This window comes from Burkholderia sp. COPS (assembly GCF_019425585.1).
GTDB classification, from domain to species: Bacteria; Pseudomonadota; Gammaproteobacteria; order Burkholderiales; family Burkholderiaceae; genus Burkholderia; species Burkholderia cepacia.
In genome coordinates, this window is the sequence record NZ_WIXR01000004.1 from 146798 (window position 1) to 170708 (window position 23911).

Here is a 23911-nt window from a genome sequence, read left to right on the forward strand (position 1 = left end):
GCGTTCGGTGGGTAATTTACCCGAAGTCGATTGATGGGAGGAAACCGGAATGAGACACGCTGCCGGGTTGCGCTGCAAGCGGAAATGAAAAAAGCCCGCATCGACAACGCTGTCGATGCGGGCTCGATTTACTTCCGGCGGTTCGCTTCGTGGGGACGGCGGAGGTACTGCTTGCCTGCCCAGCCGCGACCCTTGGCCGGAGGAACGCTCAGGACACTTATTCCTGCCCCTGGCTCGTCAGGAACTCCTCGTAATTCCCGCCGAAGTCGAACAGCGTGCCGTCCGTGCGCACTTCGATGATCCGGTTCGCCAGCCCGCTCACGAATTCGCGGTCGTGCGACACGAAGATCAGCGTGCCTTCGAACTGCTCGAGCGCGATCTGCAGCGACTCGATCGATTCCATGTCCATGTGGTTGGTCGGCTCGTCCATCAGCAGCACGTTGTGGCGGCCGAGCATCAGCTTGCCCCAGATCATCCGGCCCTTCTCGCCGCCCGACAGCACCTTCACCGACTTCTTGATGTCGTCCGACGAGAACAGCAGGCGGCCCAGCGTGCCGCGCACCATCGTTTCGTCGTCGCCGTCCTTGCGGTACTGGTCGATCCAGTCCATCAGCGTGATGTCGTTCGGGAACTCCTCGTACGTGTCCTGCGGCATGTAGCCGACATTCGCGTTCTCGGACCACTTCACCGTGCCGTGCTCGAGCGGGAGCGCGCCGAGCAGCGAACGCAGCAGCGTCGTCTTGCCCGCGCCGTTCTCGCCGATGATCGCGATCCGCTCGCCCGGCTGCACCGACAGGTTGAAGTTCTGGAAGATCGTGCGCTCGTACTTCTTCGTGATGTCTTCCGCGACCACCGCGACGTTGTGCAGCTTCTTCTCGAACTCGAAGCGGATGAACGGGTTCTGACGCGACGACGGCTTGAATTCCTCGATCTTGATCTTGTCGATCTGCTTCGCGCGGCTCGTTGCCTGACGGGCCTTCGACTTGTTCGCCGAGAAGCGGCGCACGAAGTCCTGCAGCTCGGCCACGCGCTCCTTCGCACGCGCGTTCGCCGCGGCCTGGCGCTCGCGCGCCTGTGCCGATGCGAGCATGTAGTCGTCGTAGTTGCCCGGCCAGACCTTCAGCGTGCCGTAGTCCATGTCGGCCATGTGCGTACACACCGAGTTCAGGAAGTGACGATCGTGCGAGATGATGATCATCGTCGAGTTGTACTCGTTGAGCGTGTGCTCGAGCCAACGGATCGAGTTGATGTCGAGGTTGTTGGTCGGTTCGTCGAGCAGCAGCACGTCCGGCTTCGAGAACAGCGCCTGCGCGAGCAGCACGCGCAGCTTCCAGCCCGGTGCGACGTCGCTCATCGTGCCGTTGTGGAATTTCTCCTCGATGCCGATGCCGAGCAGCAGCGCGCCCGCGCGCGCCTCGGCGTCGTAGCCGCCGTATTCGGCGAACTTGCCTTCGAGCTCGGCGGCGTGCATGTAGTCGTCGTCGGTGGCTTCCGGGTTCGCGTAGATCGCGTCGCGCTCGGTCATCGCGGCCCACATCTCGGTGTGGCCCATCATCACGACGTCGAGCACGCGCACGTCTTCATACGCGAACTGGTCCTGGCGCAACTTGCCCAGGCGCACGTTCGGCTCCAGCGCGACGTTGCCGGCGCTCGGCTCGAGGTCGCCGCCGAGGATCTTCATGAAGGTCGACTTGCCACAGCCGTTCGCGCCGATCAGACCGTAGCGGTTGCCCTCGCCGAATTTGACCGAGATATTCTCGAACAAGGGCTTCGGCCCGAATTGCATCGTGATGTTGGCAGTAGAAAGCACGGCAGGTCCCGTAAGAGAGAAATCGACGGAAAACCGTGTATTTTAGCAGGTGTCGGAGAAACTGCCGACCGCACCGCCCCGACGGCGTATTCCCGGCCCTCCCGGCCCGCCGCCCGGCGGCCCGTCAACACGACGGCACGCGCTCCACCGCCGTCTCACCGGAACCCCCGCATGCTTGCCAGCCAGCTTCGCGAACAACTCGTTGGCGCATGGCGCCTCGTGTCCTACGAAATCCGCCCGCGCGACGGCAGTACCGTCACCTATCCGCTCGGCCGCGACGCACGCGGCTGGATCCTCTATACGCCCGACGGCTATATGTCCGCCCAGTTGATGGCGGCCGGCCGCCCGCCCTACGCGGACGGCGACCTGCAGGGCGGCAGCGTCGAGGAACGCGCGGCTGCGGCGCACGGCTACATCGCGTATTCCGGCCCCTTTAACGTCGACGACGACGGCACGTTGACTCATGAAATGGACGTCAGCCTGTATCCGAACTGGATCGGCAACGTCCAGCAGCGCGTAGTCAGCCTGGACGGCGACCGGCTGCAACTCGGCACCGCCGAACCGGTACGGATCGGCGGCCGGGAAGTCGAGCCGGTGATCGTCTGGGTACGCGCCGGCCGCTGAGCGCGCCCCTGATGGCGCCCCTGATGGCGCCCCGCGCGGCCGGCGCTTCGCCGGGCGCGGCCACGACCCCGAACGGCACCGTGGCGCAAGCCGCTCCAGCGGCTGCGTGCGTCACTTGCCGGCTTTCGCGGCCGCTCTTTGCGCGGCCTTCGCGTTGATCTGCCCGAACAACTCCGAGCACGGCACGTCGCGGTTGTTGCTCGGCGCGATCAGCGGAATCAGCGCCGCGAACGGGTTGATCAGCCCGAGCCCGACCATCGCGCCGGCGCGCAGCGCGAGCGCGCCCGCATCGACGCCGACCTTCGGATTCTTGAACGTGCCCTTCGCATACAGCGGCGAGCGCAGCGAGAAGATCCGGAAACCCTTCGTATGCGGATGGATCTTCAGGTCGAGCGTTTCGTCGCGCAGGCTGATCGGGCCGTCGACGTTGATCAGCGCATCGTCGGTATCGAGCGCGAACACCTTGGGGTCGAGCATCCCGTTGGTTGCGACGAAATCGATCGCCGCGCAGTTGATCTTCACGTCGTTGTTGCCGAACAGCTTCTCGTAGACGACGTTGGCGACGTTCAACCCCGCCGCTTCCATCAGCAGGCGGCTGATGCGGCCGTCCGTCACGAGCGCCTTCACTTCGCCGGTCGACGTCGCGGCGAGCGCGGCCGGCGAGTTGCCCGTCGCCGACAGCGACGCGTCGCCGTTGATCTCGCCGAGCGCCGACTGCATGACCTTCTGCGTCGGGAACAGTTGCTTGAGCTTCAGGTGCCGCGCGGCCACCGTAAAGCGGCCCTTCAACGGCGCGCCGCTGCCGTCGAGGTGCGCGGTCGTCGCGAGCGTGCCGCCCGCGACGCCGAACTGCAGCGGTTCGAGCGACAGCACGCCGTCCTGCATCACGATGTGCGTGTACAGGTTCGTGATCGGCAGGTTCGAACTCTTGATCAGCTTGCGGCCCGTGAACTTGACGTCCGCGTCGAGCGCGCGCCAGCGATCGGTACGGAACGTCTCGACCGGCAGCACGCGGTCCGGCGGCTGGCGCGTCGTGTCGCCGCGCCTGGCCTTGCTCGCGGCCGTATCCGCGCCGATCACCGGCGCGAGGTCCGAGAACTGCAGCAGGTTCGACACGAGCTCGCCCGACAGCTTCGGCCGCGGCTCGCGCTGCTCGTACACCAGCGTGCCGCCGAGATCGCTGCCGCCGACGCGGCCGTTGAAGTTCTCGTAGCGGAACGTGCTCGCCCGCCGCTTGAAGTTGCCGATCAGCCGCCCTTCCGTCGCGTAAGGCGGCGTGTCGGGCAGCGTGATGCCGGTGAGCTGGTAAAGGTGCGACATCGACGTGCCCTGCAGCCACAGCCGCAGGTCGATCGCCGCGAGATGCATCGGATCGGTCAGCGTGCCGACGATCGCGAGCCGCGTGTCGCCGGCCTTCACGTCGGCCTGCAGCGGGAACGGCCGCGACGCATCCTGGATCGCCAGCACGCCGCCGAGCTTGCCGGTACCGCTGATCGGCACGTTCTTGTAGCGGCCGTCGACCTTCAGCCCGAACGCATAGGTCGGGCCGGACGGCTTCGCGGGCGCCGCGGCGCCGCTTGCGCCGGACGCGGCGGCAGCCGTCGATGCGGAAGAAGCGGAGGAAGCAGAAGCAGCGGACGAAGCCGAAGAAGCCGAAGCAACGCGCGAAGCAGCCGAAGCAGCCGAAGCGCCCGGCGCCGATGCCGCACTCGACGCCTCCGCGCCCGACGCAGCTTCCGCGCTGGCCTTCGCGCTCAGTTGCGCGGCGCCGCGCTTGCCGACACGCTGCGCGGATGCCGCGCGCGACGTCTGCTCCTGCTCCTTCAGCACATCGCCGAGGGGAATCGGCTGCCCGAGCGTATCGATCGCGACGGTCAGGTCGGCCTTCGTGATCGCGTCGCGATACGTGACGGTGCCCTTCGCGAAGCCGAAGCTGTCGAGCCGCACTTTCCACGGCGACGGCTGCGACGATTGCTTGAACTGGAAAGTCCACGTGTTGCGGCCGTCGGCGAGCCGCTCGAGGTCGACGGCCGGATTCACGACGTCGATCGACGGGATGACGATTTCATGCGCGAGCAGCGGCAGGATCGCGAGGTCAAAGTGTGCGACATCGAGCGTGACGAACTTGGGCGTCTTCGCCCAGTCGGGGTTGCCGATCTCGAGTTGCGTGGCCGAGAAGCTCGGCCAGGGCACCCAGGCACGCCAGCCGGTTTCGCCGTCGGGTCGGCGCCAGCCGACCTTGAGATCGCCGTTGATCGCGAACGGGCGGCCGAGTGCGGCACTCACCTGTTCGTTGACCCACGGCTTCGCGCGGTTCCAGTCGAACGCAAAGAGAAAGACGCCGGCCGCCGCGATGAGCACCGCGACGATACCGACGATCCATGCAGCCGATTTGCCGATGGCTCGGGTAAGCGTCATGGCGGTTCCGTTGTTGTTCTGAAATGTCGCCGCACCATGCCGGGCCGCTTGCGTGGACGAACGGCGCACGACACCCGCGGCTTTTCAGTCGGTATTATGACGCACGCCATGGTGACGTTTCGGCGCCATTAACGCTTTTTTTCATTTGTGACATGACAGCCCCCACCGGCCTCATCGATGCGCAGCACATCACGCGGCGCGACGCCAGCAGCGGCAAGACCCTGCTCGCCCCGACCGATTTCAGCCTCGCAGCGGGATCGCGAATTGCTGTCACGGGACCGTCCGGGTCGGGCAAGAGCGTGCTGCTGCGCGCGCTCGCGCTGCTCGATCCGCTTGACGGCGGCCACATCCTGTGGCGCGGCAAACGGATCCGGCGCAGCGCGATCCCGCGTTACCGGCGCAGCGTCGCCTATGTCCGCCAGCGCCCCGCGCAAATGGACGGCACCGTCGAATCGCAGTTGCGTTATCCGTATTTGCTGGCGATCTATCGCGACGTCGCGTTCGATCGCGCGCGCGCCGAAGCGCTCGCCGCGCAGGCCGGCCGCGGCCCCGACTTCCTCGACAAGCGTGCGAGCGACCTGTCGGGCGGCGAAGCCCAGATCGCCGCGCTGCTGCGCGTGCTGCAGCTCGATCCCGACGTGCTGCTGCTCGACGAGCCGACCTCCGCGCTCGATCCCGAATCGGCGCGCGCGATCGAGTCGCTCGTCGGCGCATGGTTCGACGCGGCGCCCGAGGCCCGCGCGTACATGTGGATCTCGCACGATCCCGCCCAGGCCGCACGGATCGGCACGATGCGGCTCGTGATGCAGGCCGGCGTGATACACGTTGCCGACCCGACGGAGGCAACACGATGAGCCCCGCACTGCAGGACCTGAGCCTCGTCGACGTCGGCATCGCCGCCGCACTCGTCGCGGTCAACGGCGCGATCTCGATGGCACTGTCGCTCGGCCTCGGCCGCAAGCTCGCGCTCGCGGCCGTGCGCACCGTCGTGCAGTTGCTCGCGATCGGCTACGTGCTCGGCTGGGTATTCGGTCATCCTCACTGGTACATCGTGCTGCCGCTCACCGCGCTGATGACCTTGATCGCCGGTTTCGCCGGCGCGGGGCGCGGCAAGCGCACCTACCGCGGCCAGCGCATCGACAGCATCGCATCGATCTGGTTCAGCAGTTGGTTCGTCGCGGCGGTCGGCCTGTTCGTCGTGATCCGCATCCATCCGTGGTACGCACCGCAATACGCGATTCCGATCCTCGGGATGATTCTCGGCAATACGCTCACGGGCGTGTCGCTCGGCGTCGAGCGGATGATGGAGGAGCTCACGGCGCGCCGCGACCGCGTCGAAACCGCACTCGCGCTCGGCGCGACGCGCTGGGAAGCCGCGCAGGACGCCGCGCGCCAGGCCGTGCGCGCAGGCATGCTGCCGACGCTGAACCAGATGGCCGTCGTCGGCGTCGTGAGCCTGCCGGGAATGATGACGGGCCAGGTGCTGGCCGGCCAGTCGCCGCTGCAGGCCGTGCGCTACCAGATCGTGATCATGTTCCTGATCGCCGCGGCTTCCGCGCTCGGCACCGTCGGCGCGGTGCTGATGACCTATCGCCGGCTGTTCTCGGCGGATCACCGCTTTCTCGCATCGCGGCTCGAGGAACGCGCGCACTGACACGCGGAGTCGCCGCGCGATTCGTCCGCGCGGTTCGCCGGTCAGCGCGCGCCGCGACGCTTGCCGATCGCCTGCCGCAATGCGGCCGCGATGTCCGCGTCCGCCGCGAGCCCGTCGACCGACGCAATGAGCCGCACCGTGCGCGGCGTCGTCACATAGGCCTGCGCGCCGACATAACCGCCGCTGCCGGCCGAGCGTATCGTCACGACGAGCGCCTGCGGCGCCCGCGCACCGAGGTCGGCCGTGAACGCATCGGTAACCGTACCGTCACGCGCATGCAGCGCGCCCGTCACGTAGTCGTCGGTATCGAAGCCGGCGGCGGCATGCGCGGTCGAATACACCCGCACCGCGTAGCTGCCGGTCGAGCACGGTTCGAGCGCGCCGCTCGACACGACGGCCACCTGCTGCCGGGACGGCAGCTCGACCTTTTTCACGAAACCGCAATCGTCGGCCGCGTGCGCGTGCATGGCGGCGAACGCAATGGCGCACAGCAATGCGCGGATTCGGCATTTCATCGGGATGTCGTTACGGGAAGTGGATGATGCGGGCGAGCATAGCGTGACATTCGCATGACGTCACGCGGGTCGACGCGCGACACCGCCGCATGCCGGGCGGCCGCCATACCGCTGCCGCAGCACGGCACCGCGAGCGGGTCGCGGGAAAGCATCGTGACGGCGACACGAAACGCTCACGCGCCGCCGGGCCGGCCCGCGCGTCGAATCCGTTGCGCGCGCACCGGTTCCGGCAGCGTCCCGCGCGCGCCGTTCAGCGCTTGATCGACACCGTCACCTTCGTGCCGTCGCTCATCGTGACGGACTTGGAACCGCCGTTGGTCGGGATCGACACCCACTTCACCTGGCTCACCGACGCGACGTCCGGACATTGCAGCGACTTGCCGCCGGCCGTCACGCTGCGCGTACCCTTCGGCGCGGCCGCCTGGAAGCTCATCTGCACGTTGGCGACGCCTTTCGCGTCGATCGACGGCGCGAGCCGCACCTGGGTCTGGCGGACCATCGCGCCGTTCGCGTCGCGCGGCAGGCTGTCGGCGTTCGGGCAACCGTCCGGCATCGCGACCGCACCGCTCGGCGGCACCGACTTCCAGTTGAAGTCGTCCGTCTCGCCCGAGCGGATCTTGCGGGTCTCCTGCGTGTTGCCGAAGGTCTTCGATTCGACCTTGACGGTGTATTCGAGCTGTCCGGTGCCGCCGCCCTTCAGGCTGCCCTTGACCGGCGGCGCCGCGAATACGCTCGCGCTGACGCACGCCGCCGCGAACACGACCGACAACGATGCGGCGACTGACAAGCTGCGTTGGCTCATGCTGACCTCCTTGGTATGCGGCGGCACGCGCGTGCCGCGCGGTTTTCGATGCATGATGCGCTGCCAGTCTACCGCCAAGCGGGGTGCAATGCGCCGCAAACGCATCGGGTGTTACCCCGCTTGCGTTCGCGGCGCCGCAACCTTACGCGCGATACCGGCTCAGAAGCCGCTCAGCACGAGCTTGCCGATCGCACGCCCGGCCTCGAGCAGCTGGTGCGCGCGCCGCACGTTCGCGGCATTGATCGTGCCGAGCTGTTCGCCGAGCGTGGTGCGCAGCGTGCCGCCGTCGACGAGCCGCGCGACTTCGCCGAGGATCCGGTGCTGCTCGATCATGTCCGGCGTCTCGAACATCGCACGCGTGAACATGAATTCCCAGTGAAACGCCGCACTTTTCGCCTTCAGCAGTTCGACCGGCACCGGCTTGTCGTTCTCGACGATCGTGCAAATGCTGCCCTGCGGCCGGATTACCTCCGCAGCGGCAGGGAAATGACGATCCGTATCGTTGAAGATCAGCACGTAGTCGACGCTCGGATGCCCGGCCTCGCGCAACTGCGCAGGCAAGTCGCCGAAATGGTCGACCACCGCATCCGCGCCCAGCGCGCGCACCCATTCGGCCGACGCCGGCCGCGACGCGGTCGCGATCACGTGCAGCTTGCCGAGCGCCTTCGCGAGCTGGATCGCGATCGAGCCCACGCCACCCGCGCCGCCGATGATCAGCACCGATTTGCCGGCGTCCGCACCCTGCGGCGACACGTGCAGCCGGTCGAACAGCGCCTCCCACGCGGTCAGTGCGGTGAGCGGCAGCGCGGCCGCCGCGGCGAAATCGAGCGTACGCGGCTTCAGCGCGGCGATCCGCTCGTCGACCGTATGGAATTCGCTGTTCGCGCCGGGCCGCGTGATGCTGCCCGCATAGAACACTTCGTCGCCGGGCCGGAACAACGTGACGTCGGCACCGACCGAGACCACCGTGCCCGCCGCATCCCAGCCGAGCACGCGCGGCGTGTCCTCGACCTGCGGCTTCGGCGCGCGCACCTTCGTGTCCACCGGGTTCACGGAAATCGCCTCGACCTTCACGAGCAGGTCGCGCGGGCCCGGCACGGGCTGCGGCAGCTCCACGTCGAGCAAGGCTTGCGGGTCATCGATCGGCAGATAACGGGTCAGTCCAACGGCCTTCATCACGAAACTCCTTCAGGGAAACCTGGGGGCCGCGGCGCAGCCCCATGAACGTTATCGTAGGCAACCCGATCATTCGAGAAAACCGCTATATTTCCTGAAACATTTTCAGGAAATTCAGAATAATGGCCTCCGATCCGATTCCGGCCCCCGACAAGCCGCTCGACCTGCTCGACGTCGCGCTGTTCGTTCGCGCGGCCCTGCTCGCGAACGTCAGCGCGGCCGGGCGCGAATTCGGCGTGTCGGCCGCGGTCGCGAGCGCGCGCATCGCACAACTCGAGCGTCAGCTCGGCGCACGGCTGCTGCACCGCACCACGCGCCGTATCAGCCTCACGCAGGACGGCGAGGTATTCATGGCGCACGCCGACACGCTGCTGTCGGCCGCCGACGCCGCGCGCGCATCGGTCGGCCACGGCCGCACCGAACCGTACGGGCGGCTGAAGGTGTCGATGTCGTCGTCGTTCGGCCGGCAGCATGTCGCGCCGGTGATTCCCGCATTCCTGCGCCGCTATCCGTCCGTGTCGCTCGACCTGCGGCTGTCGGACGAGATCGTCGACCTGGTCGACGACGGCTACGACGTCGCGATCCGCCTCGGCGCGCTGAAGGATTCGACGCTCGTCGCGCGCAAGCTCGCCGCCAACCGCCGCGTGCTGTGCTGCTCGCCCGCGTATCTCGCCGGGCACGGCACGCCGCGCCATCCGGCCGACCTGACGCAGCACGAATGCGTGATCCTCGGCGACCAGCGCGACTGGTCGTTCACGACGCCGCAAGGCCCGCTGACCGTGCGGGTCGGCGGCCGGCTCGTCGCGAGCAATGGCGAGGCGATCCGCGAAGCGCTGGTCGACGGCTTCGGGATCGCGATCAAGTCGACCTGGGACGTCGGCCCGCTGCTCGCGAGCGGCGCGCTCGTCACGATACTCGACGACTATCCGTTCGCCGACGACGTCGCGATCTGGGCCGTCTACCCGAGCCGCACACACGTGCCGTTGAAGACGCTCGCGTTCATCGCGTTCCTGGCCGAGCATTTCGGCGATCCGCCGTACTGGGATCGCGCGGACGGGCGATAGGTGCCTTCGTTCGGCTCGCGCCGCGGGCGTGCCGGTTCGAGTCGGGCCTCAGGATTCGTCCCTGCCGCGACCGCCCGGTCCGGCCAACCGGCTACAATGGCGCGTTCGCGACGCAATGGCCCGCAGTCGAACGGGGCCACGCACGCAGACGGCCGCCCATTGGCCGCGCACGCTTTTCATACGCCTCCCAACCATCCCGTCATGACCCACAACCTCGTCATCCAGAGCCTTGCGCCGCTGTCGGACGCCCATCACAAACCGCTGCTCGCGCTGTCGCGCGGCACCCGCGTCGTGCAGACCGACGATCATGCGCTGCGCATCGAAGACGCGAGCCCGGCACAGCGCCTCGACATCGACGCGTACTGCGGCACGCACGCGCTCGACTTCGCGTTCGTCGAGGCCGGCCGCACGCTCGCCGATTTCGGGCTCGCCGTGATGGACATGGATTCGACGCTGATCACGATCGAATGCATCGACGAGATCGCCGATTTCTGCGGGTTGAAAACGCAGGTCGCCGAGATCACCGAAGCGTCGATGCGCGGCGAGATCCGCGACTTCAACGAAAGCCTCACGCGCCGCGTCGCGCTGCTGGCCGGGCTCGACGCGCACGCGCTCGAACGCGTGTACGAGGAACGGCTGCAACTGACACCGGGCGCCGAGACGATGCTCGCCGGCGTGAAGGCCGCCGGCATGAAGACGCTGCTCGTGTCGGGCGGCTTCACGTTCTTCACCGAGCGGCTGAAGGCGCGCCTCGGCCTCGACTACGCGCATGCGAATACGCTCGAGATCGTCGACGGCAAGCTGACCGGCAAGGTGCTCGGCGAGATCGTCAACGCCGACGTGAAGGCGCGCCTGCTGCGCGAGACGTGCGCGTCGCTCGGCCTCGAGCCGAGCCGCGCGATCGCGATGGGCGACGGGTCGAACGACCTGAAGATGATGGCCGAAGCCGGGCTGTCGATCGCGTACCACGCGAAACCCGTCGTGCGCGACGCGGCGACGGTCGCGTTCGATCACGTCGGCCTCGACGGGCTGCTGCGGCTGTTCTGATCCTGCCGCGCGTCAAATGAAAAACGCCGGCGCGATGTGGCATCGCGCCGGCGTTTTGTCGTGCCGGGGAACCTGACCGGCCAGCGATCAGCCGAGTGCGGCCTGCATCGCGCGTTCGATGTCCGCGCGCAGGTCGGCTTCGTCTTCCAGGCCCACATAAAAACGCACCAGCGTGCCGCGATGCGGCCAGTCCGGACGCATCGACGCGACGTCGTAAGGCATCGCAAGGCTGCACGCGCCACCCCAGCTCCAGCCGATCGCGAACAGTTCGAGCGACTCGACGAAGCGGTCGACCTGCTCCGCGCTGTAGCGTTCGTCGAACACCACCGAGAACAGCCCGCCCGCGCCGGTGAAATCGCGCATGAACGCCGCGTGCCCCGGACAGTCGGCGATCTGCGGATGCAGCACCGTGGAGATCTCCGGCCGCGCCTTCAGCCATTGCGCCAGCGCGAGCGCGCTCTTGCCGTGCGCGTCGAAGCGCACCTGCATGCTCGGCAGGCTGCGCAGCACGAGCGAGCAATCGTCGACCGACACGCCGATCCCGCAGCGCATCCGCGCGAGCTTCAGCTTCGCCTGCAGGTCGGCACTCGCGGTGATCGTCGCGCCCATCAGCACGTCGCTGCCGCCCGACTGGTACTTGGTCAGCGCCTGCACCGAGATATCGACACCGTGCTCGAACGGCTTGAACGCGAGCCCGGCCGAAAAGGTATTGTCGATCGCGGTGACGATGCCGCGCGCCTTCGCGGCCGCCGTGATCGCCTGGACGTCGGGCACCTCCATCGTCACCGAGCCGGGCGCCTCGATCCAGATCAGCCGCGTGTTCGGCTGGATCAGGTCGGCGATGCCGGCACCGACGAGCGGATCGTAGTAGCGCGCGGTAATGCCGAAATCCTTCGCGAGCCAGTTGCCGAAATCGGCGTTCGGCCCGTACACGTTGTGCGGAATCAGCACGTCGTCGCCGGCTTTCACGATCCCGAAGTAGACGTTCATGATCGCCGCGAGGCCCGACGGCTGCAGCAGCGCATGCGTGCCGCCCTCGATCTCGGCAAGCCGCTGCGCGAGCGCGAGCGACGTCGGCGTCGAATGCAGCCCGTAGCGCCACTGGTTGTCGTTGTGCCAGACGAGCGCACGCATCGTCGCGAGATCGGGAAACACGACCGTCGACGCGCGCGCGACCGGCGGCACGAACGAACGGAAACCTTCCGGGATCACGTCGTCGGGTTGAACGATGCGGGTTTGCAGCGCGCGCTTGGGAGTGGATGCAGTCATGACAGGAAGCCGGGCACGAGGCCGTTCGGTTGCGGAACAAGTCGCCAGATTAGCCAAAATCGGCACGATTGGCCCGGTACAATGCGCGCCGCGCGCGCCGAGCCAGCGCGGGTTCAGTTGTCGGTGCGCAGGTTGACGACGCCGCCCACCGTCTCGATTTCCTGCACGCGGCCGTCGCGCACCTGCAGCGCCGCGCGCTTGCCCGGCGCGAGACGCAGCACGACGGGCTGCGGATCCGACTCGTCCGAGTTCATCCGGTCGGCCTTCAGGGTGCCCGTCGCGTCGAAGCGCCCGATCCACACGCCCGTGATGTTCGTGCCGTCGTTCGATTCCTCGATTTCAAGCGTGTCGCCGTCGCGATCGCCCGCGAGCAGTACGACCTCGCCCGTATCGGCGAACTGGTATTCGCCGTGCACGCCTTCCTCGTCCGTCTTCGGGCCGAGATGCACGACGATCGGGCGGTCGCCGAGCGTGCCTTCGTAGCGCGGCAGGCGGGCAAACTCCGGATTCGGCTTCAGCGGCCGCGCCGGTGCCGGTTCGTCCTGCTGCACGCCCGGCGCGACAGCCTGCGCCGCGACCACGCCCGGCATCGCCATGCCCGCCGCCAGCGCGCCCGCGACAACGAGCGCCCGTTGCCATTGCGAATATCGACCCACCTTGTGTTGCTCCTCGCTTCAGATTCGCTCGTAAATTGCGGCGATGCGCTGGCCGTCATACGGGGCCGCGGCCGGCGCGCGTACTTTGCATCAGCCTTGCATCAGGCGCTCCACCGCCTCGCGCTGCGGAATCGGCGCGACCGCGCCGTAGCCCGTCGTCGACAATGCCGCCGCGGCGTTCGCGTAACGCGCCGCCGCGAACGGATCGTCGCCCGCGACGATCCGCGCGACGAAGGCACCGCCGAAGCAGTCGCCCGCGCCCGTCGCGTCGACGGCTTCGACCGCGAAACCCGGCACGACGCGCCGCTCGTTCGGCGTCGCCACGTAGGCGCCTTCCTTGCCGAGCTTCAGCGCAACGACCTGCGGCCCGTGTTCGAGCATCGCGTCGACGATCGCGTCGCGATCGTTCGCGCCGGTGATTGCCGTCACGTCGTCCCAGCTGGGCAGGCAGATATCCGTCTGGCGCAGCGCCTCGCGCATCACCGCGCGGGCGCGCGGCAGCGGCCACAGCTTCAGGCGCAGGTTCGTGTCGAAGCTGACCTTCGCACCGTTGCGGCGCGCGTGGTCGATCGCCGCGAACGCGGCGTCGCACGCGGCCGTGCTGATCGCGAGGCTGATGCCCGACAGGTGCACGGCCTTCGCGGCGGCCAGTGCGTCGAGCGGCAGGTCGCCTGCCGCATAGCGGCTCGCCGCCGAGCCGGCGCGCAGATAGTCGAACTGGTGGCCGTCGGCACCGTGCGTGACGAAATACACGCCGGTCGGCGCCGTGCGATCGATCCGCACGTACGTCGTGTCGACGCGTTCCGCGCGCCACATGTCGGCCAGCAGCCGGCCGAACGGATCGTCGCCGATCGCCGACACGAAGCCCGTCGACGCGCCCTGGCGCGCCGCGGCGATGCAGAAGTTCGACGTGTCGCCGCCGAAGCCCTGCAGGAATTCAGGCTGGCCCGGCTGCGACTGGTTGAATTCGATCATCGCTTCGCCGAGCGCGAGGATCTCCGGGAATGCGGCGGCCATCGCTTACACCTCGCCCCACAGATCGTGGCCGTCGGCGCCCGTGATCTTCACGGACACGAAATCGCCGACCTTGTAGCGCTTCGAGGCCTTCGCCGCCGGCTCGACATAGACCACGCCGTCGATCTCCGGCGCATCGGCCGCCGTGCGGCCGATCCCGCCTTCCTCGCTGACTTCGTCGATCAGCACCTTGAGGGTCTTGCCGACCTTGCGCTGAATGCGGTTCGCCGACACTTCCTCGGCGACTTCCATGAAGCGTGCGCGACGTTCCTCGCGAACCTCATCCGGCAGCGCGCCGTCGAGTTCGTTTGCCGTCGCGCCTTCGACCGGCGAATACGCGAAGCAGCCGACGCGATCGAGTTCCGCCTCGCGGATGAAGTCGAGCAGCGTTTCGAACTGCTCTTCCGTCTCGCCGGGGAAGCCCGCGATGAACGTGCTGCGGATCGTCAGGTCCGGGCAGATCTCGCGCCACTTCTGCACGCGCTCGAGCACCTTCTCGGCGTTCGCCGGACGCTTCATGCGCTTCAGCACTTCCGGATGCGCGTGCTGGAACGGCACGTCGAGATACGGCAGTACGTGGCCCTTGAACGGACCTTCGGCCATCAGCGGAATCACTTCGTCGACGCTCGGGTACGGGTACACGTAGTGCAGGCGCACCCATGCGCCGTACTGTGCCGCGAGTTCGCCGAGCGCGGCGACCAGGTCGGTCATGCGCGTCTTGATCGGCTTGCCGTTCCAGAAGCCCGTGCGGTACTTCACGTCGACGCCGTACGCGCTCGTGTCCTGCGAGATCACGAGCAGTTCCTTCACGCCCGACTTGAACAGGTTCTCGGCTTCCAGCATCACTTCGGCGACCGGACGCGACACGAGATCGCCGCGCATCGACGGGATGATGCAGAACGTGCAGCGATGGTTGCAGCCTTCGGAGATCTTCAGGTACGCGTAGTGGCGCGGCGTGAGCTTGATGCCGGCCGCCGGCACGAGGTCGGTGAACGGGTCGTGCGGCTTCGGCAGGTGCGAATGCACGGCCTGCATCACTTCGCCCACCGCGTGCGGGCCGGTGACGGCGAGCACCTTCGGGTGGACTTCCTCGATCAGGTTCGAGCCGCTGGCGCTCGACTTCGCGCCGAGACAGCCGGTGACGATCACCTTGCCGTTCTCGGTCAGCGCTTCGCCGATCGCGTCGAGGCTTTCCTGCACGGCTTCGTCGATGAAGCCGCAGGTGTTCACGACGACGAGGTCGGCGCCGTCGTAGGTGCCGGAGATTTCATAACCTTCGGCACGCAGTTGCGTGATGATCTGTTCGGAATCGACGAGGGCTTTCGGGCACCCGAGGGATACGAACCCTACTTTGGGGGATTGGGACATCTGGAATGTGGGGGCGTGGCAGCAAAAGCGTGAGTTTACAGCGATTTAGGGTTCGGCGAAGCAAAACAGGCGGCCGGCAACGGCATCGACCGTCAAATCGGATGCACGCCCCGCCAACGGCCCGTCGTGCAAGGCAGTTCGATATGCCCCTTTCATTTTGAAGCAACGCATTGCCGTCCGATCGGCGCGCGACGCCCAAACAATGGAATTTGATGCGCTGAGAGCGCCACGCCTCCTTCCGATCCCGGTGTGCTTCAATCGCGGGCTTTCGGCCGAAAGGACCGCGAAACGCAGCCTGCGTTCACGATCTCTCACCGGCCGGTCGTACCGACGAATACGCCGGTTCTGCCCCAAGAATTCGAACTCGTCTCATTTCACGATGATGGAGCGCGAAGTAGCATCGCACCTGAGCCTCCCTGCCCCCGCCTGCATTGTCACGTGGGGTCGAATTTGGCTCACCAGTTCGCAATGGGGCCGCGCTGCCTTCGATGTCACGACGTCGAGCCGCACGAGCCTGTCGATTGCGGTCGTGCATCGATCGCCCTTACCCTGGAACGGGATGCCGAATGAAGGTCGCCACCTTGCGCGTGCTCGCGCGCCGACTTGCGATGTTGGTTTCCGTACCGGCCTCGATGAACACCGAGGCCGCCACGCCCCCGATGGCGGAACCGGCAACGCAGCATACCACCCGAGTCAACGCGGGCCGTTGGCCTCCGAACTTCCTTGCTTGCGACAGACGGCCCAGTCGTGCCTCCATTGCCATCACGCTCGACCGGAGCACCGGCGACGGGTCCCGATTTTCCGCCGATGCGTCAGCGTCGAACGGTCCCCTGCCTGCGTTGTTTGCCGCCAGCCCCCAGAGCGATGCGCCATCGAACAAGTCCAAGCCCGACAATCGCTTTCAGGTGATCTGCACATTCAAAGGAGATCGCGCCGTCTGTCGCTACGCATCGACGGTCAAACAGCGCATGGCCGTCAACGAGCGCATCACGGCATCGATGTCCCCGCCATACGCCACCGGTCAACGCGCATCGGAAAATATGAAAAACTTCACGTTCGCCGCGCTCGGCGCATGGCAGGTCAACTGACCTGCCGAGCCGGCGCCCGATCTTCCGCGTTCATCCTGCCCACACCAAAGGACGTTCCATGTCAGTACGACGTTTGATATGCACCGGGCTCTCACTGTGCCTGTTGATTGCAGGCACGGCGATGGCCCAACCCGTCGAGGTAGCGGGCTTTACCCACGTCCGCTCCCTGGGCGGTATCGACGAATACCGTCTGGATGCCAATGGTCTCACCGTGCTTGCCCTGCCCGACCCGGCAGCGACGGTAGTCAGTTTCCAGGTGTTGTACCAAGTGGGTTCACGCAACGAAGCCACCGGCACGACCGGCGACACCCACCTGCTGGAGCACCTGATGTTCAAGGGCAGCCGCCACTACAACTCGGCGCTCGGCAACTCATTGAACAGCTACATGGAGCGAGTGGGCGCGACCTTCAACGCAACCACCTCGACGGACCGCACTAACTACTTCGGCACGCTCGGTCGCGACGCGCTGGAAGGCTACATCGCCATCGAGGCCGACCGCATGCGCAACCTCCTGCTGCGCCCGGAAGATCTGGCCAGCGAGATGACGGTGGTGCGCAACGAGTACGAGCGGGGCGAAAACAGTCCTTTCACCGCATTGTTCCAGCAGGTCATGGCCACTGCTTACCAGGCGCACCCCTATCACCATCCCACCATTGGCTGGCGCAGCGACATCGAGCACGTGAGCGTGGACAAGCTGCGCCGTTTCTACGACACCTTCTACTGGCCGGACAACGCAGTCGTCATCCTGGTCGGCGATTTTCGGCCGGACCAGGCGTTGGGCTGGGTCAGGCAGTACTACAGCGGCATCCCGCGCGCGCCCCAGGCCATCCCCGCTGTCACGACCGAGGAACCTCCGCAGCAGGGGCCGCGAAGGCTGGTGCTCAAGCGCGCCGGCGCAACAGGCAATCTGATCATTGCCTTCAAGGCGCCGCGCGCGCTTGATCCCGATGCGCCGGCCCTAACCGTACTGGGCCTGGTATTGAGCCAGGGCAAGAGCAGCCCGCTGTATCGCGCACTGGTTGACACTGCGATTGCGACGCATGCCGGCGCCAGTTTCCACGCGCTGCGCGACCCCGGTCCGTTCGTGGTGACGGTCAGCCTGCCGCCCGACGCGAAACACGAGCAGGCCGAGAAAATCGCCTGGACCGAACTGGAGCGCATCAAGACCGAGGGCGTCACTCGCGAGGATATCCAGCGGGTGCTGGGGCCGTACCGGGCCGATCAGATCTATCAGCGTGACGGCGTCAGCCTGACGTCCACCCGACTCGGCAACGCGGCCTCGCTGGGCGACTGGACACGGTTCGTCACCGAGCTTGAAGAACTGGAGAAGGTAACGCCCGCCGACGTGCAGCGCGTCGCCCGCAAGTACCTCATCGAAAACCAGAGCACGACCGGCTGGTTCGTCCCGGAGAAATCTTCATGAAGCATCTTCGTTTCAATCATCTGCGGACTTGGTTCGTGTGGTTCGCCGTGCTGTGGCTGCCTGTTGCGGCTCAGGCCGGCATCGCCGACCGCGTCGTGCGCACCCAGGCCGGCAGCATCGCGCTGCTGACCTATCCGATGTCGCCGCATGAAATGGTGTCACTGGTCGGCGTCATGCCCCTGGGCGACGCCGACGCGGCCAGCAAGACAGCCAATCCGGCCGTGCCCCTGCTGACCGGCATGTTGCTGCAGGAAGGCAGCGCCCGTCGCGACAAGGTGGCGATCTCCGCGCTGCTGGACAGCCTGGGCGCGCAGTTGTCATTCCAGTCCGACGGAGGTTACGTCGGCATACGTGGCCAATGCCTGACCAAGGATTTGCCGACGCTGATCGACCTGATGGCCGAGCAGTTGCGCCAGCCAGCCTTCAGGCCTGAGGAACTGGCCAAGGCCAAGACCCGGCTGGAGGCCGCGGTCCGTAACGCCGGAGAAAACCCGTCGGTCCGGGCCACCGAGGCGCTGCATCGGTCCATCTACCCCGACTCGCACCTCAACGCCCCGGTGCCGCGCGAACGGATGCTCGAGGCCATTGCCGCTGCCACGCTGGACGATATCAAGGCGTTTCATCGAACCTACTACGGACCGGCACATATGACGCTGGTGGTAGTGGGTGGAGCGGACCCGGGACGCCTGCAATCCACGGTGACCGAGGCCTTCGCGGGCTGGAGCGGTGGCAAGGCCCTCGTGCGACAGAGTCCGCCACCCAAGGCGAGCCAGGCCGACACGCAGCGAATCGCGATGAAGGACAAGGCATCCATCAGCGTGATGCTGGGTCAGGCCATCGACCTGCGCGCGAACGATGCCGACTACCTGCCCCTCAGCGCTGCCGTCAACATCCTGGGCAACGGCTTCACCGGCCGGTTGATGGCAGGGGTCCGAGACAAGGAAGGCCTCACCTACGGCATCCGTGCCAGCCTGTCCGGGCTCTCCCTGATGGACGGCGGATTCTTCATCGCCAGCAGCTTCGCCCCGCCCCTGCTGGACAAGGGCATTGCCAGCACGCGCCGCATTCTGGATGTCTGGTGGAAACAGGGCATCACCCAGGCGGAACTGGATGCACGCAAGGACGGCATGATCGGTCGCCATCAAGTCGCGATGGAAACCACCGGCCAGATGGCCGCCATGATCGCCCAGACGGTGCTCCAGGATCGCCCGCTGAGTGACCTGGACACCTATTCCGAGCGCATCCGCGCGTTGACCGTCGAGCAGGTGAACACCGCCATCCGCGCATACCTGGACCCCGCCAAGATGACGTTGGTGGAAGCCGGCACGTTTGCAGGGAAATAACGCCGCCTCGCTTCGTTCCACGCCGCCCGGCTTCGGCCGGGCCGCTGCCATCGCACTGTCACGTTTATCCAGCGGGAGGCTCGCTGCAGGGCTCGCGAGAAAATCCTCGACGAACGCGTGTTCCGGTGAACCGGAGCCCGGCGGGCCAGCACGATCCGCAAGCACCGGTGCACGACAATCGCTCCGGAAGCGAACCGCCATTATGCGAGAATCGGAACCTCCAACCGCTTCAATCCACCCACGACGGGGCCTGCATGACCACCCACATCACGATCGAATTCACCGAACACGCGGCAGAGGCCATCGGAGAACAAACCAGCACCAGTTTTTCCTACGATCAAGGCGGGCACGTACCGCAACCGGGCGATTTCGTCGAACTCGAGAATTCGCGCCAGACGTTTCTCGTGATCGGCCGCGTGTTTTCGCTCAAGGCCAACTACAGCGCCGTCAAGCTCGTGCTCGACCTCCCACCGTCGGACGACGATCAGGACTACGGTACGGCGCACTGAACGACGGCAGAAATGAAAATGGCCCGCCATGGCGGGCCTTGCTGGAACACGAAACGCGATACGTCACCGCGCATCAGGAAACACCGACGCAGTCAGACACCGCTCAAACCACACCGCATCGTCTCCGTCGCCGATCGGCCACATTTCCGCATCAAGTTGCGGCAAACCGATTGCCGGCGCGGACGCACGCTTATCGTCACCGGACACCCCCGCACGCATCCAACCCGATTGCGCGCCCCCGTTATCGCACGCACGCCCATGCGCCTGTGCCTCGCAAAACGCCACCGGGCGCGCCCGCCCGCCATCGGCCGCGCTCACCGAGCGGTACTGATAAACCGCGCCGGTCGCCCAGTCCTCGCTCTGGCTGCAGATGCGCGTGCGATTCTGCACGTGCACCGCGCCGAAACACGCATACGAAACGTGCGCGCCGCTCGCATCGTCGGGGATGAAATCGCAGTTGCCATCGAAACCGGTCAACGGACCGCCCGTGAATTTCGCGAGCCACTGGCGTTCGGCCAGTGCTCGCGCGATCAGGCCTTTACCGGACTGATCCGCCAGCTCGGCGCTGCGTCGGTCGATTGCCTTGCGCACTTCATTGACTGCCAGCAGATGGCCGTCATAATCGGCATCGAGACGGTTGTTGCGCGCGGCGATCCAGCGGCGCTGGCTGCGCACGAGCATGTCGCGAATAGCAGCGTCCGGCGCGACCTTCAGCGCGCCCGCATAGGCCGAATTCATTCGCGCATCGGCTGCCCGCAGCGCGGGGCTCGTGCAGATGCGCTTCTCGACGGGTTGCGCGGCCTTCGTGCAATCCAGCGCCAGCGCCGGCAAGGCCAAACCCACCCCACACATGAACACCGAAGCAAGACCGGCCAGCCTGACGGTCGATGCCATCCGAATCCTTCGCATGCGCTCTCTCAGTTAGTTTGTTGTTGTCGGTCGCATCGGATCGACGCGGCATCGCCTCTCTCGCGTGCCCGGAACCGGTACCGCGCGTTGCCGTGCAGCGCCGCTCCGGGTGCGACAGGCACACACCCGCACCGGGTCGAACACATGCCCTCAAGCGCAACGTGCCCCGGCTTTCATTCACTGTTGACTGGATTTCGATCGACCGGACAATGGTCATACCCGCACCGTACACGGCGCGAGTGTGTCGTGCCGACGATCACGAACGATCGTCGGCGATGTCTTCCGGCAGGCGGCAGCCACGCATCGTTGTGCCCGGGCACCCGATCGGCCAACCCGCGCCGCCCTGCTTCGCGGCGCCGACGCCCGACGGCTCGCGCCGCCGCGGCCGGCCCGCCGCGAATCGCTACTTCTTCTCCGGCTCCGGTGCGCCCGGCTGCTTGAACGGGAACGTGCTGAACATCGACTTCGCCTGGTTCTGCATCTGCTCCTGCATCTGCACGAACATGTTCTTCGACTGCTCGATGTAGCTCGTCATCATCCCTTGCATCATCGGCGCCTGCATGTTCATGAACTGCGACCAGACTTCCGGATTCATCGCGTTGCCTTCGTACAGGTTCTTCGATTGATCCGCGAGCTTGTTCTGGATGTCGATGAACGCCTGAATGTTCTTTTCCAGGTACGTGCCCATCATGCCCTGCATCGCATGACCGTAGAAACGGATGATCTGCGACAGCATCGACGACGAGAACATCGGCACACCGCCGCTTTCCTCTTCGAGGATGATCTGCAGGAGAATGCTGCGCGTCAGGTCTTCGTTGGATTTCGCATCGACGACCTTGAAATCCTCCTGCTCCAGCACGAGCTGCTTCACGTCGGTCAGCGTAATGTACGTGCTTGTCTCTGTATCGTAGAGCCGGCGGTTCGGGTACTTCTTGATGAGCCGTTCGGCCGTCTTCTTTGTAGTAGTCATGTAACGCCTTTGAGTGCAGCGTAGCGCAAGTGACGAATCCCCGCCGCCCGAATCCGGGAGGCGGGGGCCTTCGGAAAACGCCCGGCTGCGCGGCCACCCGGCCCGCGCAACCCGGACGCTCAGCCCATGTGCAGGCCGCCGTTCAGCGAGAAGTCGGCGCCGGTCGCGAAACCGGAATCGTTCGACGCGAGCCACGCGACGATCGAGCCGATTTCCTCGGGGCCGCCAAGACGCCGCACCGGGATCGTCGCAACGATCTTCTCGAGCACGTCGGGGCGGATCGCCTTCACCATGTCGGTGCCGATGTAGCCCGGCGACACGGTGTTGACCGTCACGCCCTTCGTCGCGACTTCCTGTGCAAGCGACATCGTGAAGCCGTGGATACCGGCCTTCGCGGTCGAATAGTTGGTCTGGCCGAATTGCCCTTTCTGGCCGTTCACCGACGAAATGTTGATGATGCGGCCCCAGCCACGTTCGACCATCCCGTCGATCACCTGCTTCGTCACGTTGAACAGGCTCGTCAGGTTGGTGTCGATCACGGCGGTCCAGTCTTCGTGCGTCATCTTGCGGAACACGACGTCGCGCGTGATGCCCGCGTTATTGACCAGCACGTCGATCTCGCCGACTTCAGCCTTGACCTTGTCGAACGCTTCCTTGGTCGAGTCCCAGTCGCCGACGTTGCCTTCCGATGCGATGAAATCGTACCCGAGCGCCTTCTGGTCCTCGAGCCATTTCACTCGGCGCGGCGAGTTCGGGCCGCAGCCTGCGACCACCTTGAAGCCGTCTTTCGACAGGCGCTGGCAGATGCTGGTGCCGATGCCGCCCATCCCGCCCGTTACGTACGCAATTCGCTGAGACATAAATCTCACTCCATTTTTTGGTTTCGAGAGCTGCCGGAGCCCCCTCTGACTTCACGTGACGCCGGCCGAAGCCGCAATCGGCCGGCGCACGGATTCGGTTCGCCGGTGGCGAACGGCCGGTTGCGAACGGCCTGTTACGGACGCTCGACCGCGAGCGCGACGCCCATCCCGCCGCCGATGCACAGCGACGCCAGCCCGCGCTTCGCGTCGCGCTTCTGCATTTCATGCAGCAGCGTCACCAGGATCCGGCAGCCCGACGCGCCGATCGGGTGACCGATCGCGATCGCCCCGCCGTTCACGTTCACCTTCGACGTGTCCCAGCCCATCTGCTTGTGCACCGCCAGCGCCTGCGCCGCGAACGCCTCATTGATCTCCATCAGGTCCAGGTCGCCCGGCGTCCAGCCCGCGCGCTCCAGGCACCGGCGCGAGGCCGGCACCGGGCCCATCCCCATCACGCTCGGATCGACACCCGCGTTCGCGTATGCCTTGATCTTCGCCAGCGGCGTCAGACCCAGCGCCGCCGCCTTCTGCGCCGACATCACCAGCACCGCCGCCGCGCCGTCGTTCAGCCCCGACGCGTTCGCCGCCGTCACCGAGCCGTCCTTCGCAAACGCCGGCTTCAGCCCCGCCAGCGACTCCGCCGTCACGCCGTGACGCACGAACTCGTCGGTCGCGAACTGCAGCGGCTCGCCCTTGCGTTGCGGGATCGACACCGGCACGATCTCGTCGTTGAAGCGCCCGGCCTTCTGCGCGGCTTCCGCCTTGTTCTGCGACAGCGCCGCGAATGCGTCCTGCTCTTCGCGCGTGATCCCGTATTCCTTCGCGACGTTCTCCGCCGTGATGCCCATGTGGTACTGGTTGTACACGTCCCACAGGCCGTCGACGATCATCGTGTCAACCAGCTTCGCATCGCCCATCCGGAAGCCGTCGCGCGAGCCCGGCAGCACGTGCGGCGCCGCGCTCATGTTCTCCTGGCCACCCGCGATCACGATGTCCGCGTCGCCCGCGACGATCGCGTTCGCCGCCAGCATCACGGCCTTCAGGCCCGAGCCGCACACCTTGTTGATCGTCATCCCCGGTACTGCCGTCGGCAGCCCGGCCTTGATCAGCGACTGCCGCGCCGGGTTCTGGCCCGAGCCGGCCGTCAACACCTGGCCCATGATCACTTCGCTCACCTGCTCGGGCTTCACGCCCGCGCGCTCCAGCACCGCGCGGATCACCGTCGCGCCCAGTTCGGGCGCCGCAATCTTCGCAAGCGAACCGCCGAATTTGCCGACCGCGGTCCGCGCGGCCGATACGATCACTACGTCCGTCATTTCCCTTTCCTCCAGGCCCGCACGACACGGCGCATCGCTACCGGCCCTGTTAAAAAAACTGCGGTGCACCGGACAG

At 66.4% G+C, this 23911-nt stretch carries 22 protein-coding genes; 9 read left to right on the forward strand and 13 right to left on the reverse strand.

The window, feature by feature from the left end; all coding sequences use genetic code 11:
* Positions 1 to 217 precede the first annotated feature (217 nt).
* A complete protein-coding gene (locus tag FOZ70_RS03415; protein ID WP_027787281.1) occupies positions 218 to 1810 on the reverse strand; it encodes an ABC-F family ATPase in 1593 nt (530 codons plus the stop codon).
* Between the two features lie 171 nt (positions 1811 to 1981).
* On the opposite strand from FOZ70_RS03415, the gene FOZ70_RS03420 reads away from it, so the two are divergent.
* Positions 1982 to 2434, forward strand: coding sequence for a lipocalin-like domain-containing protein (locus tag FOZ70_RS03420; RefSeq protein WP_021159771.1), 453 nt, complete (start codon positions 1982 to 1984; stop codon positions 2432 to 2434).
* A gap of 111 nt (positions 2435 to 2545) precedes the next feature.
* Here the strand turns inward: FOZ70_RS03420 and FOZ70_RS03425 are convergent, their stop codons facing one another.
* On the reverse strand, positions 2546 to 4852 hold the full coding sequence (locus FOZ70_RS03425) for an AsmA family protein (RefSeq protein WP_219704946.1): 2307 nt from the start codon (positions 4850 to 4852) through the stop codon (positions 2546 to 2548).
* A 152-nt stretch (positions 4853 to 5004) separates the two neighbouring features.
* Between FOZ70_RS03425 and FOZ70_RS03430 the strand changes: the two genes are divergently transcribed.
* Together FOZ70_RS03430 and fetB are read left to right on the forward strand one after the other, a co-directional pair.
* On the forward strand, positions 5005 to 5706 hold the full coding sequence (locus FOZ70_RS03430) for an ATP-binding cassette domain-containing protein (protein ID WP_059653040.1): 702 nt from the start codon (positions 5005 to 5007) through the stop codon (positions 5704 to 5706).
* Positions 5703 to 6506 (forward strand): iron export ABC transporter permease subunit FetB, encoded by an 804-nt coding sequence (gene fetB / locus FOZ70_RS03435; RefSeq protein WP_021159773.1) that lies wholly within the window; start codon positions 5703 to 5705, stop codon positions 6504 to 6506. Before FOZ70_RS03430 ends, fetB begins: the two co-directional genes overlap by 4 nt.
* A gap of 41 nt (positions 6507 to 6547) precedes the next feature.
* Here the strand turns inward: fetB and FOZ70_RS03440 are convergent, their stop codons facing one another.
* From FOZ70_RS03440 to FOZ70_RS03450, 3 genes are all read right to left on the reverse strand, one after another.
* The gene (locus FOZ70_RS03440; protein ID WP_219704947.1) at positions 6548 to 7021 is read right to left on the reverse strand and encodes a PliI family lysozyme inhibitor of I-type lysozyme; all 474 of its coding nucleotides are present in this window, start codon (positions 7019 to 7021) and stop codon (positions 6548 to 6550) included.
* A 250-nt stretch (positions 7022 to 7271) separates the two neighbouring features.
* Positions 7272 to 7823 carry a DUF6013 family protein gene (locus FOZ70_RS03445; RefSeq protein ID WP_048022914.1) on the reverse strand — a complete coding sequence of 184 codons (552 nt, stop codon included), beginning with the start codon at positions 7821 to 7823 and terminating at the stop codon, positions 7272 to 7274.
* 159 nt (positions 7824 to 7982) lie between these two features.
* Positions 7983 to 8999, reverse strand: a complete 1017-nt coding sequence (locus FOZ70_RS03450; RefSeq protein ID WP_219704948.1) for a zinc-binding alcohol dehydrogenase family protein — start codon at positions 8997 to 8999, stop codon at positions 7983 to 7985.
* 122 nt (positions 9000 to 9121) lie between these two features.
* Here FOZ70_RS03450 and FOZ70_RS03455 point away from each other — a divergent pair, with 122 nt between their 5' ends.
* Together FOZ70_RS03455 and serB are read left to right on the forward strand one after the other, a co-directional pair.
* Complete coding sequence (locus FOZ70_RS03455; RefSeq protein ID WP_021159778.1) at positions 9122 to 10063, forward strand: LysR family transcriptional regulator; 942 nt, start codon at positions 9122 to 9124, stop codon at positions 10061 to 10063.
* Positions 10064 to 10264: 201 nt separating this feature from the next.
* Positions 10265 to 11110, forward strand: coding sequence for a phosphoserine phosphatase SerB (gene serB, locus FOZ70_RS03460; protein WP_111999298.1), 846 nt, complete (start codon positions 10265 to 10267; stop codon positions 11108 to 11110).
* An 87-nt stretch (positions 11111 to 11197) separates the two neighbouring features.
* Here serB and FOZ70_RS03465 read toward each other — a convergent pair whose 3' ends face one another.
* The 4 genes from FOZ70_RS03465 to rimO form a co-directional block, all read right to left on the reverse strand.
* Positions 11198 to 12379: a cystathionine beta-lyase gene (locus FOZ70_RS03465; RefSeq protein WP_111999299.1), complete on the reverse strand. Its 1182-nt coding sequence runs from the start codon at positions 12377 to 12379 to the stop codon at positions 11198 to 11200.
* A 113-nt stretch (positions 12380 to 12492) separates the two neighbouring features.
* Positions 12493 to 13035, reverse strand: a complete 543-nt coding sequence (locus FOZ70_RS03470) for a hypothetical protein (protein WP_059675871.1) — start codon at positions 13033 to 13035, stop codon at positions 12493 to 12495.
* Positions 13036 to 13125: 90 nt separating this feature from the next.
* Positions 13126 to 14052, reverse strand: a complete 927-nt coding sequence (locus tag FOZ70_RS03475; protein WP_219704949.1) for a sugar kinase — start codon at positions 14050 to 14052, stop codon at positions 13126 to 13128.
* Between the two features lie 3 nt (positions 14053 to 14055).
* Complete coding sequence (rimO, locus tag FOZ70_RS03480) at positions 14056 to 15417, reverse strand: 30S ribosomal protein S12 methylthiotransferase RimO (protein WP_027787268.1); 1362 nt, start codon at positions 15415 to 15417, stop codon at positions 14056 to 14058.
* 566 nt (positions 15418 to 15983) lie between these two features.
* Between rimO and FOZ70_RS03485 the strand changes: the two genes are divergently transcribed.
* The 4 genes from FOZ70_RS03485 to FOZ70_RS03500 all read left to right on the forward strand — a co-directional run bounded on the left by FOZ70_RS03485 (position 15984) and on the right by FOZ70_RS03500 (position 19780).
* Entirely contained in the window at positions 15984 to 16505 is a 522-nt protein-coding gene (locus FOZ70_RS03485; protein ID WP_146774294.1) for a hypothetical protein, read from the forward strand.
* Positions 16506 to 16626: 121 nt separating this feature from the next.
* Positions 16627 to 17928, forward strand: a complete 1302-nt coding sequence (locus FOZ70_RS03490) for a pitrilysin family protein (protein ID WP_258025531.1) — start codon at positions 16627 to 16629, stop codon at positions 17926 to 17928.
* The gene (locus FOZ70_RS03495) at positions 17925 to 19271 is read left to right on the forward strand and encodes a pitrilysin family protein (protein ID WP_219704951.1); all 1347 of its coding nucleotides are present in this window, start codon (positions 17925 to 17927) and stop codon (positions 19269 to 19271) included. The genes FOZ70_RS03490 and FOZ70_RS03495 overlap by 4 nt, the downstream gene beginning before the upstream one ends.
* A 254-nt stretch (positions 19272 to 19525) precedes the next feature.
* On the forward strand, positions 19526 to 19780 hold the full coding sequence (locus FOZ70_RS03500; RefSeq protein ID WP_021159790.1) for a hypothetical protein: 255 nt from the start codon (positions 19526 to 19528) through the stop codon (positions 19778 to 19780).
* A gap of 63 nt (positions 19781 to 19843) precedes the next feature.
* Here FOZ70_RS03500 and FOZ70_RS03505 read toward each other — a convergent pair whose 3' ends face one another.
* The 4 genes from FOZ70_RS03505 to FOZ70_RS03520 form a co-directional block, all read right to left on the reverse strand.
* Entirely contained in the window at positions 19844 to 20674 is an 831-nt protein-coding gene (locus FOZ70_RS03505) for a lysozyme inhibitor LprI family protein (protein WP_224052107.1), read from the reverse strand.
* Positions 20675 to 21092: 418 nt separating this feature from the next.
* A complete protein-coding gene (gene phaR / locus FOZ70_RS03510) occupies positions 21093 to 21659 on the reverse strand; it encodes a polyhydroxyalkanoate synthesis repressor PhaR (RefSeq protein WP_011549704.1) in 567 nt (188 codons plus the stop codon).
* Positions 21660 to 21778: 119 nt separating this feature from the next.
* Positions 21779 to 22519 carry a 3-ketoacyl-ACP reductase gene (locus FOZ70_RS03515; RefSeq protein WP_006491801.1) on the reverse strand — a complete coding sequence of 247 codons (741 nt, stop codon included), beginning with the start codon at positions 22517 to 22519 and terminating at the stop codon, positions 21779 to 21781.
* A 134-nt stretch (positions 22520 to 22653) separates the two neighbouring features.
* A complete protein-coding gene (locus FOZ70_RS03520; RefSeq protein WP_219704952.1) occupies positions 22654 to 23835 on the reverse strand; it encodes an acetyl-CoA C-acetyltransferase in 1182 nt (393 codons plus the stop codon).
* Positions 23836 to 23911 lie beyond the last annotated feature (76 nt).

Excerpts from the sequence above, each read along its gene's own strand:
- rimO (WP_027787268.1), bottom strand. The coding sequence starts at position 15,417 with ATGTCCCAATCCCCCAAAGTAGGGTTCGTATCCCTCGGGTGCCCGAAA.
- FOZ70_RS03485 (WP_146774294.1), top strand. The coding sequence starts at position 15,984 with ATGAAGGTCGCCACCTTGCGCGTGCTCGCGCGCCGACTTGCGATGTTG.
- FOZ70_RS03475 (WP_219704949.1), bottom strand. The coding sequence starts at position 14,052 with ATGGCCGCCGCATTCCCGGAGATCCTCGCGCTCGGCGAAGCGATGATC.
- FOZ70_RS03505 (WP_224052107.1), bottom strand. The coding sequence starts at position 20,674 with ATGGCATCGACCGTCAGGCTGGCCGGTCTTGCTTCGGTGTTCATGTGT.
- FOZ70_RS03465 (WP_111999299.1), bottom strand. The coding sequence starts at position 12,379 with ATGACTGCATCCACTCCCAAGCGCGCGCTGCAAACCCGCATCGTTCAA.
- FOZ70_RS03515 (WP_006491801.1), bottom strand. The coding sequence starts at position 22,519 with ATGTCTCAGCGAATTGCGTACGTAACGGGCGGGATGGGCGGCATCGGC.
- FOZ70_RS03495 (WP_219704951.1), top strand. The coding sequence starts at position 17,925 with ATGAAGCATCTTCGTTTCAATCATCTGCGGACTTGGTTCGTGTGGTTC.
- FOZ70_RS03500 (WP_021159790.1), top strand. The coding sequence starts at position 19,526 with ATGACCACCCACATCACGATCGAATTCACCGAACACGCGGCAGAGGCC.
- FOZ70_RS03455 (WP_021159778.1), top strand. The coding sequence starts at position 9,122 with ATGGCCTCCGATCCGATTCCGGCCCCCGACAAGCCGCTCGACCTGCTC.
- FOZ70_RS03430 (WP_059653040.1), top strand. The coding sequence starts at position 5,005 with ATGACAGCCCCCACCGGCCTCATCGATGCGCAGCACATCACGCGGCGC.
- FOZ70_RS03420 (WP_021159771.1), top strand. The coding sequence starts at position 1,982 with ATGCTTGCCAGCCAGCTTCGCGAACAACTCGTTGGCGCATGGCGCCTC.
- phaR (WP_011549704.1), bottom strand. The coding sequence starts at position 21,659 with ATGACTACTACAAAGAAGACGGCCGAACGGCTCATCAAGAAGTACCCG.
- FOZ70_RS03490 (WP_258025531.1), top strand. The coding sequence starts at position 16,627 with ATGGCCCAACCCGTCGAGGTAGCGGGCTTTACCCACGTCCGCTCCCTG.
- FOZ70_RS03450 (WP_219704948.1), bottom strand. The coding sequence starts at position 8,999 with ATGAAGGCCGTTGGACTGACCCGTTATCTGCCGATCGATGACCCGCAA.
- serB (WP_111999298.1), top strand. The coding sequence starts at position 10,265 with ATGACCCACAACCTCGTCATCCAGAGCCTTGCGCCGCTGTCGGACGCC.
- fetB (WP_021159773.1), top strand. The coding sequence starts at position 5,703 with ATGAGCCCCGCACTGCAGGACCTGAGCCTCGTCGACGTCGGCATCGCC.
- FOZ70_RS03425 (WP_219704946.1), bottom strand. The coding sequence starts at position 4,852 with ATGACGCTTACCCGAGCCATCGGCAAATCGGCTGCATGGATCGTCGGT.
- FOZ70_RS03445 (WP_048022914.1), bottom strand. The coding sequence starts at position 7,823 with ATGAGCCAACGCAGCTTGTCAGTCGCCGCATCGTTGTCGGTCGTGTTC.
- FOZ70_RS03440 (WP_219704947.1), bottom strand. The coding sequence starts at position 7,021 with ATGAAATGCCGAATCCGCGCATTGCTGTGCGCCATTGCGTTCGCCGCC.
- FOZ70_RS03520 (WP_219704952.1), bottom strand. The coding sequence starts at position 23,835 with ATGACGGACGTAGTGATCGTATCGGCCGCGCGGACCGCGGTCGGCAAA.